The organism is Paenarthrobacter sp. Y-19 (assembly GCF_029223985.1).
GTDB classification, from domain to species: Bacteria; Actinomycetota; Actinomycetes; order Actinomycetales; family Micrococcaceae; genus Arthrobacter; species Arthrobacter nicotinovorans.
Window position 1 is genome coordinate 2,464,059 of the sequence record NZ_CP119414.1, and the last position, 18,442, is coordinate 2,482,500.

Sequence of the window (18,442 nt, forward strand, 5' to 3'; positions counted from 1 at the left end):
TTGGGTGATCTTTTCTGCGATGAGCGACCTTGCCGTATCCACTTTCGGGGGTGCAGGACCGGTGCAGCCCTCCATGGCTTCGTTCCTGCCCGACTGGCTCAACCCCCAGATCTTCCTGGCCGATCCTGCCCTGGCACCGTGGGTTGTACTCCTCGTGTGCGGCATCGTCTTTGCCGAGACGGGCCTGCTGGTGGGCTTCTTCCTGCCCGGCGACTCAATGCTGTTTACCGCGGGCCTGCTGGTTGCCACGGATACCATCAAGTTCAACATCTGGGCCCTGGCCGGCCTGATCATCGTCTCCGCGATCATCGGCAACCAGACGGGCTACCTCATCGGTTCCAAGGCCGGTCCCGCGATCTTCAACCGTCCGGACTCAAAGCTCTTCAAGAAAGAGAACGTTGAGAGCGCCCACGCCTTCTTCGAGAAGCACGGCGGGAAAGCGTTGATCCTGGCGCGGTTCGTCCCCATCATCCGCACGTTCGTCCCCGTCATTGTGGGCGTTGCCCAGATGGACAAGCGCAAGTTCTTCATCTTCAACGTCATCGGCGCAGTGCTGTGGGGCGGCGGCGTCACGTTCCTGGGTTACGTTCTGGGCGATCGTATCCCCTGGGTCAGCAAGAACCTGGACATCATTTTCATTGTCATCGTGCTGATCTCCGTCATCCCGGTCATCATCGAGGTCACCCGCGGCTTTGTGGCGAAGCGTAAAGCCGCAGCCGAAGGGACTGACCCGGTGGAGGAATTCATCGAAGAACATGACGGTGGGAAGCACGGCGAGCACTAAGGCTCCCGCAGCGCCACAGCAAAAGCTTCACAGCAAAGAAGAGGCACCCCGCGAACGCGGGGTGCCTCTTCTTTGACGGCTGCACAGTCAGCCGATGACGTTACTGCTGCGTCGGCGTCGCGGTCCCGGAAAGAGCAGCGATGACCGCAGGCAGCAAAGCCCGGAACGCTTGACCGCGGTGGCTGATGGCGTTCTTTTCCTCGGAGGTCAGCTCGGCGCAGCTGCGGTCCATGCCGGCAGGTTGCAGCACCGGATCGTAGCCGAAGCCCCCTTCACCGCGGGGTTCACGAAGAAGCGTCCCCTCCAGCTGGCCGTACTCCACGGTCTCGTGGGCGATGCCATCCGTCCCCGGGACAGCCAGGGCCGCGGCGCACACGAACGCTGCCCCACGGAATTGATCCGGAACATCGGACAGTTGTGCCAACAGCAGGTTCAGGTTGCCGGTGTCGTCACCGTGCCGGCCCGACCAACGGGCCGAAAAGATCCCGGGTGCGCCGCCCAGGACATCCACTGCCAGCCCGGAGTCGTCGGCGATGGCAACCAAGCCGGTCGCTTCGGCCACGGCACGGGCCTTGAGCAGCGAATTCTCGGCAAAGGTGACGCCGGTTTCTGCGACGTCGGGGGCACCCGCTGCGGCGGCATCCACCACTTGGGTATCGACGTCGAGGCCCGGCACTTGGCCCCGCAGCAGTTCGCGGAGTTCCTTCAGCTTGCCCTTGTTGTGGGTGGCGAGAACGAGACGGGGACCGCCGGCCGCCGAGGCGGCGCTCACGGAGCTTCCGCCAGCGTCTCGCGCTGGATGGCGGCGAGCTGGCTTGTGCCCAGCAGAGCAAGGTCGAGAAGGGCATTGAGTTCGTCGCGGTCGAACGGAGCACCTTCCGCGGTGCCCTGGACCTCGACGAATTTGCCCGAGCCTGTAACCACGACGTTCATGTCGGTCTCCGCGCGGACGTCTTCAACGTAGGGCAGGTCCAGCATGGGGACACCGTCGATGATGCCAACGGAAACCGCCGCAATGGTGTCCACAAGGGGCTCGGCATTGCGGGAGATGAGCTTGTTCTCCCGGGCAAAGCGGATGGCCTCGGCGAGCGCGACGTAAGCGCCAGTGATGGCAGCGGTACGGGTGCCGCCGTCGGCCTGCAGGACGTCGCAGTCCAGGACGATCGTGTTCTCGCCGAGTGCCTTGGTATCGATGATGGAGCGCAGGGAGCGACCGATCAGGCGGGAGATTTCATGGGTGCGGCCGCCGATCTTGCCCTTGACGGACTCACGGTCCGAACGGGTGTTCGTGGCACGGGGAAGCATGGCGTATTCGGCCGTCACCCAGCCGCGGCCTTCGCCCTTGAGCCAGCGTGGCACGCCCTCGGTCAGGGAAGCGGTGCACAGAACCCGGGTGTTGCCGAACTCGATCAGGGCAGAACCCTCAGCCTGCTTGGACCAGCCGCGGGTGATACTGATGGGTCGCAGTTGGTCAGGGGTCCGGCCATCGGCACGGACGACGGGTGTGGCTGTAGCTTCAGAAGTCATGCTCCAAGCTTAGCGACGATGACGGTACTGCCACCGCCGGGCCTTGCCGGATCGTGCAGTGGCTGCTGGATCGTGTAGTGGCTGCTAGATCGTGTAGTGGACTCCGGCCACGGCGACGGCGACGTCCCCGGCGAACACAGGCTTGGCCTCGGACAACACTTTAGTTTGCGAGGTCCACACGGGGATGTGAGTGAGGAGAAGGCGTTTGGCTCCTGCATTCGTTGCAGCCTCGCCCGCACGCTTGCCGGTGAGGTGGACGTCCTTGATGTCGTCGTCCCGCCCCTCTTCAAAGGCCGCCTCGCACAGGAAGAGGTCCGACCCCTTGGCGGCGTCTTCCAGTCCCTGACAGGAATCGGTGTCGCCCGAATACGTCAGGATCTTGGTCACGGGGACACCGTCCTTGCCCGGTTCGGTGGCCGTGACACGCAAGGCGTAGGCCTCCTCCACCGGGTGGTTCACGGCGAACGGCGTCACGGTGAAGGGACCAACAGTGACGGGCTTGAGCTCGGTCCAGTTGGTGAAATCGAATTCCTCATGCATCCCCGGGTCCAACTCCAAACCGTAGGCCGTGGCCATCCGGTCGGCAGTGGCAGCCGGGCCCCACACGGGAAGGCGGTCCCGTCCCCAGCCGCCCGGCTTCCAGCGCACCGCGACGTGGAGGCCGCACAGGTCCATGCAGTGGTCAGGATGCAGGTGCGTGAGGAAGATCGCGTCGATGTCTTCAAGGTCCGTGTAGCGCTGGATGGCACCCAGGGCACCGCTGCCAAGGTCCATGACGATTTTCCACTCGCGTTCGCCATCATGGGCGGTGACGAGGTAGCACGACGCCGGCGATCCCGGCCCGGGGAAAGATCCGGTGCACCCGACAATGGTCAGCTTCACAAGCCACGCCCCATGGCTGCGTCCGCGCTCGCTCCGGGGTTCACGAAATACGAGCGGCGGCCAAGGCCGGCACCGGACTTGGCTGCTTCCAGCATCTCGGGGGTGATCCGGGCGAGGCTGCCGGTTGGATACTGCGCTGCCACGTGGTCGACATGCTTCACGGAGAGGACTTCGGGTCCCAGGAAACGGCGCGCCAGTATCTCAAACTGCGCAGCGTCCCCGGTGGCGACGAACTCGTGGCTCGGCGCACTCGACCCGGTGCGCTGGATACCGTGCGTGGCCAGGGCCCGGTAGACGTCCTTGGCGGTTTCTTCCGCACTGGAAACCAGCGTGACGTCCTCACCCATGACGAACGAGATGACCCCGGTCAGCAAGGGATAGTGCGTGCATCCGAGGACGACGGTGTCCACGCCGGCATCCTTGAGCGGGGCGAGATACTCGTTGGCGGCCGCCAGGAGCTCAGGTCCGGTGGTGACGCCAGCCTCCACGAAACTCACAAAAGCCGGGCAGGCCACGGACGTGATGGTGAGGTCCGGTGCAGCGGCAAAGGTGTCCTCATATGCTCGCGAACCCACCGTGGCAGATGTTCCGATGACGCCGATCTTTCCGGACCGGGTGGCTGAAACCGCACGGCGGACAGCCGGTTGAATCACTTCAATCACCGGGATGCCGTACCGGGCCGTGTACCTTTCCCTCGCATCGCGAAGCACAGCCGCCGATGCCGAGTTGCAGGCAATGGTCAGGAGCTTCACTCCGGAGTCCACGAGTTCGTCCATCACGCCAAGGGCGTTGGCGCGGACCTCTGCAATCGGGAGCGGACCGTACGGTCCGTTGGCAGTATCGCCAACGTAGAGTATGGATTCGTTGGGCAGCTGGTCGATGATGGATCGTGCCACCGTCAATCCGCCCACGCCGGAATCAAAAATACCGATCGGGCGCGTTCCCACGATTTCCCCTGTGCTGACGGGGGCGCTACTGCCCGTAGCGCCGCTTTGTGAACCCGATGCTGAAGTCATGATTATTCGAGAATAAGGCTTCCCGTGGAGTGCGGCCATCAGGTGTGTCCTCCGCCTCGTGTCTTATGTGTCACAAGGCGTGGGTGGCGCCAGGCCCCCGGGATCAGGATTTTGCCTGCCTGGCAGAGATCATGGCCTGCACCAAGGACTCCTGCAGCCACGTGGTGAAGTTGTAGACCAGGGCCAAGTAGCTCTCCACATCTTCAGCCTGGCTCCAGTCCTGCATGGTGTGGATGTGCTCGGCGTCCGCCTCATCGCGGATGTCCAGACGTTCGGCCAGAACAAGCCTGACGTCGTTGAGAGCCATTGACCACCGGGCAGCCTCCTCGGGCGTCAGGACCAGGTCTTCCTTGTCCAAACCCATGGCCGTTGCCCGCAGGGCGCCGATTTTGTTTTCCCGGACTGAGCGTTCGGTGAGTTGCCGGAACTCAAGCGAGCCGCCGTCGTCGTCCTTCATAACGTTGGGCAGGAGCCGCAGCAGGGCCCTGTCCGTTGGCTGCTTAACGTCCATGTCCAGGCCGATCAGGGCAGCCAGCGGGTCTTCGTTCTCCCGGACTTCCGGGTCCAGCATGGAGATGACGTCGTCCAGCAATCCGCGGAGGAGATCACGTTCAGCCGGTTCAAGAAACCCGGTGATGCCTTTAAGACCGTATTTGAATGCCTTAGCCACGCTGGCGGCCGCCCTTTCCGGGTGTTTCATTGCCACTGGCAGCCTTCTCCACGGTGGCCCACAGGCCAAAACCGTGCATGGCCACCGCATGCTGCTCCACTTGTTCCTTGCTTCCGAACGCAACGATGGAGCGGCCCTTCTTGTGGACCTCCATCATCAACTTGTGTGCTTTCGACTCGGAGTAGCCGAAGTAGCTCTGGAAAACATAGCTCACGTAGCTCATCAGGTTGACGGGATCGTTCCAGATCACCAGGTTCCAGGGGACATCAGGGGCTGTCAGGACATCAGTGGACGTTTGCTCTGCAGCTTCCGTCCGCTCATCGATGTCCGTGCCAAACGCAACGCTAGGGCTCATCTGTCCATTCTATGGCGGCTCGCACTAGAGTGAATTCGTGAGTAGAGCCGCGTCGTGGGACCACCCCGCAACATCCTTGTACACAGACCACTACGAACTGACGATGCTGCAGGCCGCCCTGCACTCAGGTGCCGCGCATCGCCGTTCTGTGTTTGAAGCCTTCGCCCGACGGTTGCCGGATGGCCGCCGCTACGGCGTGGTGGGTGGCACGGGACGCTTGCTGGAAGGCATTGCGGACTTCAGGTTCGGCGATGCTGAACTCGCATTCCTGGAGCAGAACAAGGTAGTGAACAGGGAGACCCTGGATTACCTTGCCGACTACAAGTTCAGCGGCGACATCTGGGGATACGCCGAAGGGGATGCCTATTTCCCCAACTCCCCCATCCTCATCGTCGAATCGACTTTCGCCGAGGCCTGCATCCTTGAGACGTTCGTCCTTTCGGTCCTTAATCACGACAGCGCCATAGCCTCGGCTGCGTCACGGATGACCTCGGCGGCCGGAACCCGCCCCTGTATCGAGATGGGCTCCCGGCGCACACAGGAGGAATCGGCGACGGCGGCAGCACGCGCCGCTGTCATCGCCGGCTTCGCCAGTACCTCCAACCTTGAAGCCGGCCGGCGCTACGGCATCAAAACCGTCGGTACCGCAGCCCACTCCTTCACGCTTCTTCATGACACCGAGCGCGAGGCCTTCGAAGCCCAGATTGCCACCTTCGGTCCGGGGACTTCCCTGCTGGTCGATACCTACGACGTCGAAACTGCGGTTCGGACCGCCGTCGAGCTCGCCGGTGACAAACTCGGCGCAGTACGTCTGGACTCCGGCGACCTCGTTGCCCAGGCGCAATGGGTCCGGCAACTGCTCGATGACCTCGGCAACGTCAACACGCGCATCGTGGTGACCTCGGACCTGGACGAGTTCGCCATCGCGGCGCTGCAATCTGCCCCGGTGGACTCCTATGGCGTGGGGACGTCGCTGGTCACCGGTTCAGGCGCTCCGACGGCGAGCATGGTCTACAAGCTGGTCAGCCGCACCAACGACGCCGGTGAGTTCATCTCCGTGGCCAAGGCTGCCAAGAACAAGGCAAGCGTCGGTGGCCGCAAGTACGCCCTCCGCAAGCTCAACGAGCGCGGAAGGGCCACCGCCGAAGTCGTGGGCATCGGCCACCGCCCGGAAGATGACGGCAACGACCGTCCGCTGCTTCATCAGTTCGTCAAGAACGGCGAGGTCCTGCCGGGATGGACCGGGCCGGAAGGTGTTGTCCGCGCCAAGGAGCGCCATGCGGCAACCATGGCCGAACTGCCACCCGTAGTGAACCGCCTGCAGCGTGGCGAAGCCGCCATTCCCACCATTTACGAGGAGAACTGATGTCCCGGGCCTTGATCATCGTTGATGTCCAGAACGACTTCTGTGAGGGTGGCACTTTGGCGGTCGAAGGCGGCGCGGATGTCGCTGCCGCGATTACGGAGTATGTGGACGCCAACCAGCAGCACTTCGATCACATCGTCGCCACGCAGGACTGGCACATCGAACCGGGCGACCATTTCTCGGACGATCCCGACATGGTGGACTCGTGGCCGCCGCACTGCCGGGCCCGTAGCAAGGGCGCCGAGCTCCATGAGGACCTTGACCCTGAGTACATCCAGGCGTACTTCCGCAAAGGACAGTACACAGCCGCTTACTCGGGCTTCGAAGGCGTCCTGGCCCCGGAAGACGATGTTCCTACCGGGGACCTGAAGGCGGGAGCAGCGGTCGAGGAAGTACTCGACGAGGACGCGATCGGGCTCGATGACTGGCTCCAGAGCCATGACGTTGAAGACGTGGTGATTGTTGGCCTGGCTACCGACTATTGCGTCAAAGCCACAGCTTTGGATGCTGTCCAGGCCGGATACAACACCACCGTGATCGCCGGCCTCACCGCGGGAATCGCCGGGGACCTCAGTGACACCTTCGACGAAATGGAAGCTGCCGGCGTCGACGTCGATCACAGTTGACCCATCGCATCTGAACCATCGCATCTGAACCATCGCATCTGACCCAGGGCACCGTTCCCTGAAGTCACGCGGAGATGACGAAAGGGCGCCGCTGGTAGCGGCACCCTTTCGTCATGGGGGCTTGTTACTGGTTACTTCCGGCCGATGAACCAGTCCTGAAGCTTCCGAAGCCGTGCCTGCAGTTGCTCCTCGTTGGCCTGGGCAACAGCCGGACCGCCGCATACCTCGCGCAGCTTGGTGTGGACCACCCCGTGCGGCGTCCCTGTCCGGGCAGCCCACGCGGCAACGTTCTTGGCCAGCTCATTGCGCAGGTCCATGAGCATCCGGTGGTCCGGAATCGCCGGCGAAGCCGCAGCAGCCAGTGGCGACTGCCGCTTCTTGCGCGACTGCTGCTCGTGCTGGCGCTGCCGGAGCAACGTTCCCACCTGCTCGGCATCAAGGAGTCCTGGGATGCCGAGGAAGTCCAGCTCCTCGTCGGAGCCGATGTCCGCCCCGGTACCGAACTCGCCACCATCGAACAGGACACGGTCGAAGGACGCTTGGGAGTCCAAGGCCTCAAATTTGCCCTTGGTGAGCTCGTCGGAAGCTTTGTCTTCGCGGTTGGCCTCGGCCATCAGGTTTTCTTCGGGACTGAAAAGTCCGTCCTCGTCCTTTTCAGGGCGGTCCAGCGCATGGTCGCGCTCGGCCTCCATGGTGTTGGCGAGAATCATCAAGGGCGGTACCGACGGCAGGAAGACCGACGCCGTTTCGCCCCTTTTGCGCGCACGGACAAAACGTCCGACAGCCTGGGCAAAGAACAAGGGGGTCGAGGTAGAGGTGGCGTAGACGCCCACGGAGAGGCGGGGTACGTCAACACCTTCGGACACCATGCGCACGGCGACCATCCAGCGCTTGTCCCCTGCGGAGAACTCCTCGATCTTGCTCGATGCCTTGGAGTCGTCCGAGAGAATCACTGTGGGCGATTGGCCGGTGATTTTCTTCAACTGGCCGGCGTAGGCGCGGGCGTCATCGTGGTCCGTGGCTATCACCAGGCCACCGGCGTCAGGCACTGTTCGACGGACTTCGCTGAGGCGCTTGTCCGCAGCTGCCAGGACGGCGGGAATCCATTCCCCGGTGGGATTCAGAGCTGTGCGCCAAGCCTGTGAGGTGATGTCCTTGGTGACTGCTGCCTCGCCCAAGGAAGCCGCCATTTCGTCCCCGGCACTGGTTCGCCACCGCATCTGGCCGGAGTAGGCCATGAACAGGACGGGGCGCACGACGTGGTCCCGCAGGGCGTTGCCATAGCCGTAGGTGTAATCGGCCTTGGATCTGCGGATCCCGTCCCGGTCCTCGGCGTATTCGACGAAAGGAATGGGTGAGGTGTCGGAACGGAAAGGCGTACCCGTCAAGGACAGACGCCGGGCGGCGGGATCGAAAGCCTCACGGAGGCCATCGCCCCACGACAGGGCTTCACCACCGTGGTGGATCTCATCAAGGATCACCAGGGTGCGTGCCGCTTCCGTCTTGGCGCGGTGCAGCATTGGTTTGCTGGCCACCTGTGCGTAAGTGACGGCAACGCCCACGAACCCCCTGCCGTGCTGGCCGTCGGAGTTCTTGAAGTTGGGATCGATGGCGATACCCACCTTGGCGGCAGCATCGGCCCACTGCCTCTTGAGGTGGTCCGTTGGCGCCACGATGGTGATGCGGTTAACCACGCCGCTGTCCAGCAGCGTGGTCGCAATCCGCAGGGCGAAGGTGGTCTTACCTGCACCGGGCGTCGCCACGGCGAGGAAGTCCTTCGGGTTGCGGGTCATGTACAGGTCAAGTGCCTCCTGCTGCCAGGCGCGCAGCTTGGGAGCTGTTCCCCAAGCTGCGCGCTCCGGATACGCGGGAGGCAGTGAAGGACCACCGAAAAGTGTTTCTGTCATGCTGACTCCCCCGGCCTCACGGCAGTTGCGGTTGCCTCAGGCTTTTCGGGCACGCAAAAGCGGACCGGAAAGCGGTGACGTTCAGAAGGGGACTGTGTTTTCTTCCCACCCACTACTTGGAGTTGCCCGGGCCGCCGTTGTTTCCACCGTCATTGCCGGGACGGAGGCCTTCGTAAATCTCCTTGCACTCCGGGCAGACCGGGAACTTCTGCGGATCGCGGCCCGGCGTCCAGACTTTGCCGCACAAGGCAATCACGGGCTCGCCGGTCAGGGCCGACTCCATGATCTTTTCCTTGCGGACGTAGTGGGAGAACCGCTCGCGGTCGCCGGGCTCCACTTCCTGGCGTGTTTCTTCACGCTCAATGGTGGAAGTGGACGTTCCGGCTCCGGAAAGCTCGCGCATGGGGTCGTTTTCGAATGGATCCGGAGGAAGCGTAGTCATGCCAAACATCTTACCGTCTACAGGCCCTGCCACTCCGGCTTGTTGTCGTAGGTGTGCCGGTAGTAATCAGCCAGTTTCAGTGATGAAGCTGCCGCTTCATCCACCAGGATGGTGGCGTGGGGATGCATCTGCAGGATCGATGCCGCGCAAATCGCAGCCACCGGGCCTTCCACGAAATCCCGGACCGCCTGGGCTTTTTGGGCGCCCGTGGCCACCAGGACCACATGCTTGGCGTCCATAATGGTCCCCAGCCCCTGGGTCACCACGTGGTGCGGGACGTCGTCGATGCTGTCGAAGAAGCGGGCGTTGTCTTTGCGCGTCTGCTCAATCAGGGTTTTGATCCGTGTCCTCGAGGCAAGGGATGAGCCAGGCTCATTGAACCCGATATGCCCGTCAGTGCCCACGCCCAGGATCTGGAGATCCACGCCTCCGACGGCCCTAATGGCGTCCTCGTAGTCCTGGCATGCTGCTTCAAGGTCTTCGGCGGCACCATCGGGGCCGTGGACGTTCTCCGGTTTGATGTTCACCCTGTTGGTAAATTCACGCCGGATTACCTCCCGGTAAGACTCAGGATGTCCGGCCTCAAGGCCAACATATTCGTCCAGGGCGAAGCCGTGGGCCTGGCTGAAGTCCAGGCCCCCGGCTTCGTAGCGGCTGGCCAATTCGTCATAGATGGGCAAAGGAGATGATCCCGTGGCAAGGCCCAGCACGGCATTCGGCTTTCGCCGCACCAATGCCTCGATGGCATCGGCAGCAAGCGCACCGATCTGCTTGGTGCCCGGGAGAATGACAACTTCCATCGTCATGGCCTTTCTTTCTGAGGATCATCTTCTGTCACAGAGGTTATCCCATGTCCCATCTATAGGCCACGGCAATCACGGTTATTACGGAATCAGCGGTTAACGCTGAGCTCGGCAAACATCTCCGGTCCGCGCGCGTCGAGCCACTTCCCCCCGAGGCGAACGCCCACCACGAAAAGAGCCAGGCCCAGCAAAGGACCAACCGCGAGATTGATCCAACCTGCTTCAGGACCGCCGCTGAAGGCCTGGACGGCCACCAAGGCGAGTTCCGGAATGAGGAGCAGAGCCAGGACTGCCATCCCGGCTCCCTGGACAAGCAATGTCTGGGCAACGTTTCCCGGAGGCTTCTTGAAGGGGCTGTCGCCAGGCAAGGGTACGGCAATGTTATACCGGGCCGAGATCACCGAGGAGAGTCCCAGCCCCGTGAGCAGCGTTCCGAGCGACAATCCCAAAAGGTTGGGCAGCCACTGCCAGTCCCCGGTGAGGAACAACGGTCCCACGGTAAAGACCAGCACCACGGGAAGTGAGATGACCAGGCATGCCAAGGCGCGGCCCAACCGGTCATCGATTCCCCGGACACCCGCGGCCAGGTGCAACGCGAAAGCGGTGTTGTCGTAGGAAACATCTGCACAGATGGACCAGGCCATGGTAAAAGCCGTCAACGGTCCAAGAATCATGAACAACCCGTAGCTGCCGCTCTGCGAACTGCCGAAGAAGAAGAGGACGGGGAACAGCGGAACGATGACCAACGATGCCGCATACCTCGGATCCTTCATCCAATAGACCAAGGCACGCGCCATAACCGCACCCGTAGGAGTGCCGGGAAGCGTGCCGAAGAGACCAAGCTTCCCGCCCTTCCGGGCTGAGCCTCCCGAGTAGCTGGGAGTCACCAGCGCGCGCCGAAGAAGCAAGTGCCAGCACAGCAGCAGTGCGCCGATGGTGGCCAACGCAATCAAAACCTTCAGTCCGGCAGCTGCCCACTCCCCTGCTTCGAGGTCCCCGCCGAGCGACCACGCTGCACCGAGGGGTGTCCACGACAGGGTACGGGCGAGCCCGGGAAGGTAATCCGAAGTGTTGCGGACACCCTCCACGATTCCCATCATGATGGGTCCCAGCAGGACCAGGGGGATGAAAACGATGATGCTGCTGATGTCCTTGAACCGCCGTGAGGCCGAAAGGCCGGCGGTAGCCGTAGTCACCACCTTTGACAACACGATGCAGGTCAGCGCTCCCAGGACGGCACCCAGCAAGGCGCCCACCACAGACGGAGCGCTCCGCCACCAGGTCCCTACCGTTCCCAGGGCCGCAATCAACGTTGCCAGGCCGGGGATGCCAATGAATCCAGCAAGAGCCAAACCGGTCAGGAGCTGCCGGGACGGGATCGCGAACGTGGTGAAACGTGCGGGATCCAGTGTCATGTCGGCTGCGGACGCTACCAGAGGGATGATCGCCCAGCCCAGGACAGTGGCCACTCCACCCAATACCACCACGGTGTGGGCGATCTCCGGATCGGCCCACCGCAGCGCTATAAGGCCTCCAACAAGGAGGACCAGCATTCCCAAGGCGTAGAGCAATCCCAACGCCATACCGACCAACTGCCATGGGCTCCGCTTGAACCCGTTAAGAAGCAGGCGCCACTTCAGGCTTAGAAGGTGCGCAACCATTCCAGCCCCTCCGTCCGGTGTCCGCCGCCTACCAACTGGACGAAGCGTTCCTCCAGGGTCGAACCGTTGCGGACTTCATCAACAGAGCCTGCGGCCAGGACCCGGCCACCGGCAACTACCGCGACGTGGCTGCACATGCGCTGCACGAGATCCATCACGTGGCTCGAGACGATGACAGTGCCCCCGGACGCTACATAGCTTTCCAGGATGCCCCGGATGTTGGCCGCCGACACCGGATCCACCGACTCGAACGGCTCGTCCAGCACCAGCAGCCGCGGCGCATGGATCAGCGCCGATGCCAAGGCAATCTTCTTGGTCATGCCGGCCGAGTAGTCGACCACAAGGGAGCCGGCATCGGCTTCGAGGTCAAGGGCCGCCAACAGCTCCGAAACCCTCGTGCCCACTACGTCACGATCCATGCCCCGCAGGAGGCCGGAATATGTGACCAATTGTTCGCCGGTCAGGCGGTCGAACAGGCGGACGCCATCGGGCAGGACGCCCATGAGCTTCTTGGCGGCCAGTGGTTGGGCCCAGACATCGACTCCGTGGACCAATGCGGTGCCGAAGTCAGGACGCAGCAAGCCTGTGGCCATGGACAGCGTGGTGGTCTTGCCGGCCCCATTGGGTCCGACCATTCCGTAGAACGAGCCCGCGGGTACTTCCAGACTGACTCCGTCGACGGCGATCTTCTCGCCGAATCTCTTGGCCAGCCCCCTGATGGACAGGGCAGCCAAGGGCGGCTCACCTGGTGTCTGCGGCGGTTGCGCCGGCCGCGTTGATGCAGCGGCGTCGGGCGTGGAAGCCGCGGGCGGGGACTCGGATGCCTGGGCGGGCGTGGATATGGGCATGGATTCATGGCGTGGTTCCGTCATGTGACCAGCCTAACCTCGTGGGCAGAGGCGCGCCGGGGTTCTAGAAGCCGTGGCGGGGCACGGCCCGCTGGTACTGCGGAACCCAGGGCAGATCGTAGCCAAGCCCGTAGGCAGCCCGGAGCCACCAATGCGGATCGCGGAGCGCCGCACGCGCCATGAATACGGCATCAGCCCTGCCGTTGGCCACGATGTCCTCCACTTGGGTTGGACTTGTCAGCAGCCCCACCGCGGCGGTGGGCACACCGGCGTCGCGCTTTACCTGCTCGGCGAACCCGGCCTGGTAGCCGGGTACCGCGCGGATCTTCTGATGCGCAACCGCCCCTCCGCTGGAGACATCCACCAGGTCAACGCCCCGTTCTGCCGCAGCGCGTGCCAGCCTGGTCGAGTCTCCCACCTCCACGCCGCCGTCGGCCCAGTCGGAGGCCGAGATGCGCAGGAGAAGAGGCATCGAATCGGGGATGACTTCCCGGACAGCCTCCACCACTGTGAGCATGAGCCGGTTCCGGCCCTCCTCGTTTCCACCCCAGCGGTCCGTACGGGTGTTGATGAGCGGACTCTGGAACTGATGCAGAAGATACCCATGGGCGCCGTGGATTTCGACAGTGTCGAAGCCAACGGCCACAGCCCGGGCGGCCGCTGCGGCAAAGTCGGACACGACACCCTGGATGTCCTCTTCGCTCATGGCCGCCGGCGCCGCATAGCCGTCATAGGCCTGGTTCGTTGGACCGACTGTCGACCAGCCGCCGTCGTCCGCCGGGACCGAACCGGAACGTTCCGCGAACGGCCAGTAAGTGGAGGCCTTCCGCCCTGCGTGGGCCAGCTGGGCACCGATCCTGCAGTCCACGGCGCCGTGCCTGTGCACGAACTGCACGATCCGTTCCCAAGCGGCAGCCTGTTCATCCGAATAGAGGCCGGCATCCAACGGGCTGATCCTGCCCACCGGGTTGACAGCCGCCGCCTCACTCATGATCAGCGCAGCGCCTCCGGCGGCGAAGGAACCCAAGTGCATCAGGTGCCAGTCGTTCGGAACCCCCTCACCAGTCTCCGGATGGCAGCTGTACTGGCACATCGGCGAGACCCAACCCCGGTGCGGGATGGTCAGCGAACGCAAGGTGAGCGGAGAAAACAGCGCCGATCCCACTAGAAGAGGACCCTCGCCAATCCCTGCCGGGCCTTGGCCACGCGGTCGTCCTTTATTCCCACAACCTCGAAGAGCTCCAAGAGCCGCAGACGGGCAGTCTCCCGCTCGGGACCGAAGTTCCTGCCGATGAAGCTGATGATCCGGTTGAAGCCGTCCTCGATGTGGCCACCTGAGATGTCAAGGTCAGCGACGCCCAGTTGCGCCTCGACATCATCGGGCTCCTGGGCGGCACGGTTGCGGAGGGCTTCTGCCTCGGGGGCCGTGAGTTTCTCCAGCCTTGCCATCAACTCAACCTGTGCCAGGCCCGCTTTTGCCTCAGCATCAGCCGGCTGTTCAAGGAGCGCCTGCTTGTAGGCCGCTACGGCGGCGTCGTAGTCACCGGCTTCGATGGCATCGACGGCGGTCTGGTGCAGCGGCGGGAGCGGTGCGGGTTCGGCATCGTCAGCCTGCGCGGCGTCGCCGATGCTTCCGGTGACACCATTCGCGGCCGCCACTTTGAGCAGTTCATCGACGAGGTTCCGGATCTGCGCGTCATCCGCCGGGCCTTGGAACAACGGAACAGGCTGGCCTTTGATCACGGCGACGGCGGTCGGGACGGCATCTACCTGGAAGGCCTGGGCCAGTTGAGGGAAGGCATCTACGTCGGCGGCGGCAAGCACCAGCCGTCCGCCATAGCTTTCAACGACCTGCTGGGCAGTGTCCAGGACAGCGGGCGATTCTGGGGCGTACCGGGACCAGAGAAGGAACAGTACGGGAATCTGGGCGGACAATTGCACCAGATCCTGGAAGTTTGTTTCTGTTGCATCCACACGGAGCGGGGATTTGCCGGTCTCACCCCCTTGGGGTGTCTCGCCGTCCGCGGGGGCAGGAGGCCCCTGTGGCGGGGTCGGGCGGCGCAACGACGAGAGGTCGACGGCGCCGCGCAGGTTGAGCTGGCTGGCAGCGGCTGGAGTGGGTCGGTATCCGGGCGAACTCATACCGTCCACTCTAGCCGCTGCCTACCTGCTGGTCGGGCTACTTGAAGCTGGCTCCAACCAGACCGCGGGTAGCGGCCACGAGCTTCATGGGATCGGATGATCCCGCAGGCGGGATGTACACGGCCACGGACTCGGCGAAGTTCAGGACCATGCCGGTGGTGGTTTCCTTGCCACCGGCGAATACGGCGGAGTCGTCCTCAAGCAGGAGCTTGTCGCCCGCCGCCTTGGGAGTTCCCTCGAACGCGAAGTCCAGGCGTCCCACTACCAATGCTCCCCCGTCAGCGGTCTTCAGCACCACAGTCTGGTTTGGCACCGGAGTGTGGGTGAACTTGAAGTTGGCGCTGGTGCCGTTCTTCACGGTGTCCGCCTGGTAGGCAAGGGCCCCGGCGATATACGGGGACGACTGGCCATCGGCGAGCTTGCTCCGGTTTGGCGAATCCGGGTTCGTCAGCATCTCACTCAGGATTTCCAACGCCTGGTTGCCGCTGTAGGCCAGGCCGGTGCTGTCGCTGGCAGGCACTGGCGTAGTGCCCTTGCGGGCCACCGGGAAGGACGGGAAGTTGGTGCCCGGCTGGAGTGGCGCGGTGCCCCACAGCTTGTAGTTCTCACGCGGAGAAAGCTGAACGAGCGTGAGGACCTGCGGAACGACGTTTCCTTCACCCTGGGTCAGGGCATATACGGTCCTGGGCCAGTCCTTCTTGGTGCTGATGACGCTGCTCTCGAGCTTGGTGGCCCGGACAGGCATGCGCGGTTCATACGCCGAAACGGTGGACCGGATCTTGTAGTTCTGGGTGCGGATCTGGAGTTCCATTTTGTCGACGCGCGGGGCCAGCTTGGCAGCATCCTTCGCGGCATCGGCTGCGTCCACAGTGCTGGCTACCTGCTCCAGGATGCGCTGGAGCTGCGATTCGAGCATCACCGGTGTTCCGCCGTCGCCCTCAGCTGGTGAGGAAGCCGACGCGGTGGAGGTGGCATTCGGTGAGGTGGTGGCTTGGGCGGCCACAGCGGACCCGCCGACCATGACGGCGGCCAAGGCGGCTGCGACGGCAGTGACGCGCAACGCCGGACCTTCGACTCCACCAGAACGACGGCGGGCCTCATCGCCGGTGGGCGACTGTACGGGCAGGGTGGTGGTTGCTTCGCCACCCTGCGGCCCGTCTCCTTCGCCGTATTTACGACGACTGCCCAGAGCCTTGGCAATGAACGGCAGCGCCGCGCCAACCAGGATGATGATGATGCCCAGAACAATCAGGGGCACAGCCCAGGGGGTGGTTTCCTTGTTCGGGAAGGTCATGGAGATGGCAGACGGGGCAGGCTTGGTTCCGTCGGCAGCCACCAGCAAGGACCACTCGCCGTCAGCGGGCGGGTTCCACGTGTATTCGTAATCGCCGCTCGCGTCTTCAGTGCTGACCCAGAGATCGGAACCTGCCGGGGACGGCGCAGTGGCCTCACCATCGGCGGATGTCGCTTCGAGTGACTTCTGGTCTGCCGAGACGCCGGTCAGCGTGGTGTGGGCGGTCTTACCTACCCAGGCGTTGACGTCGTCGGGGCGGCCAGTGGCAATCATGTAGTTGCCTTCACCCTGGATCTTGATCTTCACCGGCCCCTCATGCAGGTCAATGAGTTTTTGATCGATCACGGTCAGCGGGGCAGCTTTGGTATCACTGGGAACCGAAGCCGTCACCGTCTCAGCGGGGGCCCAGAAAGTCAGCTGGCCAATGCCGGCCAACATCGTCAGCAGGCCCAGCAGCACCAGCAAGGCTGCAGTCTTCAAACGCACAGGATCACCTATCATCAGCGGTCGTTGAACTTCAAGGGTAACCGTTTTGTTATCAAGGAGTCAGATCGGGGTGATCCCGGCGACACCCGAAAAAGCCTGCCGTGGCGCCGCTGTGGCCCGATTCCGCGGTCCTGATAGTGTGGCGATGATCATGACATCCGGGCCCATAACTGCCTGAATTGACCCTGTACCACCAACGAAAAGGCTGTACAAGCGCGTGAAAGACCACATGGAGTCCCGTCCCGACGATGAGCCCGGGTCAGCCGCGGTGAACGCGTCATCGGACGCGCCGTCAGCCTCGGTTCCCGTCCGGACCGGGCGGCTCGCCGCCATCAGCCGCAGGCTCAGGCAGCCCATCCCCGGCGCGCGCACCCGTGTCCGCTTCGAGATGCCGCCGGAAGACGACGGAACGGGCGATCAGGACGGCTTCCGCCCGGAAGACGATCACGGCTTTGGCGCGCCCGGCCCCCGGATGTCGTCGCAGCACCCTCTTTACGTCGGTTTCATGGGAACGGCTGGCGTGGGAGTCGCCCTTGCGGTGTTCTATATCGCAAGCAACACCACCCAGCTGATCCTGTGGATCGTGGCCGCCCTCTTCATTGCGTTGGGCCTTGACCCCGTGGTGCGCTGGCTGGAGTCCCACAAAGTACCGCGCCCGGCAGGCATCCTCATCTCTGTCTCCGCCCTGGTACTTGCTGTTGCCGGTTTCTTTGCGACCCTGATTCCCACCATCGTTGAGCAGGTGTCCGAAATCGTGCGGCAGGCCCCGGATTGGATCCGCGGCTTCCTCGACTCGGACTTCTTCCGCAACGTGGACAGCCAGTTCGGCGTTCGCGACCGGATCACCACCGAACTGGACAAGTTCGTCAAGGACCCCGAAGCCATGGGCGGCATCTTTGGCGGTGTTGTTGGTTTCGGTTCAACCGTGGCTAACGGCCTCTTCGGTTCCCTCATCGTCCTGGTCCTGAGCCTGTACTTCCTGGCAGCCCTGCCCTCCATGAAGAAGTGGGCTTACCGGCTGGCACCCCGTTCCCGCCGCCCACGCGTGGAAGCGTTGTCTGAAGCCATCACGGATTCCGTGGGCAACTACGTGATCGGCCAGGCTTGCGTCGCCCTCTTGAACGCCATCTTCGCCTTCATCGTGATGACCATCCTGGGGATTCCCTTCAGCGTCCTGCTGGCATTCGTCGTGGCGCTGCTCGCCTTTATCCCGCTCGTGGGCGGCATGATCGCCGCCGTCGTTGTAATCCTCGTGGCCCTCACCGCAGGGTGGCAGACGGCCGTTGTCTACGCGATCGCCTATTTCGCCTACCTCCAGTTCGAGGCCTACTTCATCTCGCCGCGCATCATGCAGCGCGCAGTCGCAGTGCCGGGCGCGGTGGCCGTCATCTCCGTTATTGCCGGCGGCAGTTTGCTGGGCGTCCTGGGCGCACTGATTGCCATTCCCACCGCGGCCGCCATCATGCTGCTCATCAAGGAAGTCTTCATTGTCCGCCAGGACCGGCACTGACGGTCCTGATGTGCCCATGAAGAAGCCCCTGAACCGTTTGGTTCAGGGGCTTCTTCATGTCCGGGATGTTCGCCACGAACCAGCCGGATCAGGCACTCGCCACCGGATCAGGCATTGGCCACC

Annotated in this window: 18 protein-coding genes; 4 read left to right on the forward strand and 14 right to left on the reverse strand. The window is 63.5% G+C overall.

The annotated features are described in order from the left end of the window. Nucleotides 1-19: 19 nt before the first annotated feature. The gene (locus tag PYR64_RS11575) at nt 20-784 is read left to right on the forward strand and encodes a VTT domain-containing protein (RefSeq protein ID WP_018776315.1); all 765 of its coding nucleotides are present in this window, start codon (nt 20-22) and stop codon (nt 782-784) included. Between the two features lie 100 nt (nt 785-884). Here the strand turns inward: PYR64_RS11575 and rdgB are convergent, their stop codons facing one another. From rdgB to clpS, 6 genes are all read right to left on the reverse strand, one after another. After that, nucleotides 885-1,556, reverse strand: a complete 672-nt coding sequence (rdgB, locus tag PYR64_RS11580) for an RdgB/HAM1 family non-canonical purine NTP pyrophosphatase (protein WP_018776316.1) — start codon at nt 1,554-1,556, stop codon at nt 885-887. After that, entirely contained in the window at nt 1,553-2,311 is a 759-nt protein-coding gene (gene rph, locus PYR64_RS11585) for a ribonuclease PH (RefSeq protein WP_275775332.1), read from the reverse strand. The genes rdgB and rph overlap by 4 nt, the downstream gene beginning before the upstream one ends. 84 nt (nt 2,312-2,395) lie before the next feature. Beyond that, nucleotides 2,396-3,193, reverse strand: a complete 798-nt coding sequence (locus PYR64_RS11590; RefSeq protein ID WP_039242026.1) for an MBL fold metallo-hydrolase — start codon at nt 3,191-3,193, stop codon at nt 2,396-2,398. Further along, on the reverse strand, nt 3,190-4,248 hold the full coding sequence (murI, locus tag PYR64_RS11595; RefSeq protein WP_275775335.1) for a glutamate racemase: 1,059 nt from the start codon (nt 4,246-4,248) through the stop codon (nt 3,190-3,192). The genes PYR64_RS11590 and murI overlap by 4 nt, the downstream gene beginning before the upstream one ends. A gap of 64 nt (nt 4,249-4,312) precedes the next feature. Beyond that, the gene (locus PYR64_RS11600) at nt 4,313-4,879 is read right to left on the reverse strand and encodes a DUF2017 domain-containing protein (protein ID WP_055972139.1); all 567 of its coding nucleotides are present in this window, start codon (nt 4,877-4,879) and stop codon (nt 4,313-4,315) included. Beyond that, entirely contained in the window at nt 4,872-5,234 is a 363-nt protein-coding gene (clpS, locus tag PYR64_RS11605) for an ATP-dependent Clp protease adapter ClpS (RefSeq protein WP_018776321.1), read from the reverse strand. Before clpS ends, PYR64_RS11600 begins: the two co-directional genes overlap by 8 nt. A gap of 37 nt (nt 5,235-5,271) precedes the next feature. Here clpS and PYR64_RS11610 point away from each other — a divergent pair, with 37 nt between their 5' ends. After that, nucleotides 5,272-6,600 (forward strand): nicotinate phosphoribosyltransferase, encoded by a 1,329-nt coding sequence (locus PYR64_RS11610; RefSeq protein ID WP_026266922.1) that lies wholly within the window; start codon nt 5,272-5,274, stop codon nt 6,598-6,600. Continuing rightward, nucleotides 6,600-7,226, forward strand: coding sequence for an isochorismatase family protein (locus PYR64_RS11615; protein WP_018776323.1), 627 nt, complete (start codon nt 6,600-6,602; stop codon nt 7,224-7,226). The genes PYR64_RS11610 and PYR64_RS11615 overlap by 1 nt, the downstream gene beginning before the upstream one ends. A 131-nt stretch (nt 7,227-7,357) precedes the next feature. Here PYR64_RS11615 and PYR64_RS11620 read toward each other — a convergent pair whose 3' ends face one another. The 8 genes from PYR64_RS11620 to PYR64_RS11655 all read right to left on the reverse strand — a co-directional run bounded on the left by PYR64_RS11620 (nt 7,358) and on the right by PYR64_RS11655 (nt 16,824). Continuing rightward, nucleotides 7,358-9,133: a DEAD/DEAH box helicase gene (locus tag PYR64_RS11620; RefSeq protein WP_018776324.1), complete on the reverse strand. Its 1,776-nt coding sequence runs from the start codon at nt 9,131-9,133 to the stop codon at nt 7,358-7,360. Between the two features lie 112 nt (nt 9,134-9,245). Further along, on the reverse strand, nt 9,246-9,584 hold the full coding sequence (locus PYR64_RS11625) for a DUF3039 domain-containing protein (RefSeq protein ID WP_018776325.1): 339 nt from the start codon (nt 9,582-9,584) through the stop codon (nt 9,246-9,248). Nucleotides 9,585-9,592: 8 nt separating this feature from the next. Then, nucleotides 9,593-10,375 carry a glucosamine-6-phosphate deaminase gene (gene nagB / locus PYR64_RS11630; RefSeq protein WP_275779941.1) on the reverse strand — a complete coding sequence of 261 codons (783 nt, stop codon included), beginning with the start codon at nt 10,373-10,375 and terminating at the stop codon, nt 9,593-9,595. 92 nt (nt 10,376-10,467) lie between these two features. Then, the gene (locus tag PYR64_RS11635) at nt 10,468-12,039 is read right to left on the reverse strand and encodes a transporter (protein WP_275775339.1); all 1,572 of its coding nucleotides are present in this window, start codon (nt 12,037-12,039) and stop codon (nt 10,468-10,470) included. Continuing rightward, nucleotides 12,021-12,911 carry an ABC transporter ATP-binding protein gene (locus PYR64_RS11640; protein WP_039242033.1) on the reverse strand — a complete coding sequence of 297 codons (891 nt, stop codon included), beginning with the start codon at nt 12,909-12,911 and terminating at the stop codon, nt 12,021-12,023. Before PYR64_RS11640 ends, PYR64_RS11635 begins: the two co-directional genes overlap by 19 nt. A 40-nt stretch (nt 12,912-12,951) precedes the next feature. Further along, the gene (locus PYR64_RS11645; RefSeq protein WP_039242034.1) at nt 12,952-14,052 is read right to left on the reverse strand and encodes an NADH:flavin oxidoreductase/NADH oxidase; all 1,101 of its coding nucleotides are present in this window, start codon (nt 14,050-14,052) and stop codon (nt 12,952-12,954) included. After that, complete coding sequence (locus tag PYR64_RS11650) at nt 14,052-15,029, reverse strand: tetratricopeptide repeat protein (protein WP_275775342.1); 978 nt, start codon at nt 15,027-15,029, stop codon at nt 14,052-14,054. Before PYR64_RS11650 ends, PYR64_RS11645 begins: the two co-directional genes overlap by 1 nt. 37 nt (nt 15,030-15,066) lie before the next feature. Beyond that, complete coding sequence (locus PYR64_RS11655) at nt 15,067-16,824, reverse strand: hypothetical protein (RefSeq protein WP_275775344.1); 1,758 nt, start codon at nt 16,822-16,824, stop codon at nt 15,067-15,069. Nucleotides 16,825-17,026: 202 nt separating this feature from the next. On the opposite strand from PYR64_RS11655, the gene PYR64_RS11660 reads away from it, so the two are divergent. After that, nucleotides 17,027-18,319 carry an AI-2E family transporter gene (locus PYR64_RS11660; RefSeq protein WP_026266926.1) on the forward strand — a complete coding sequence of 431 codons (1,293 nt, stop codon included), beginning with the start codon at nt 17,027-17,029 and terminating at the stop codon, nt 18,317-18,319. Nucleotides 18,320-18,442 lie beyond the last annotated feature (123 nt).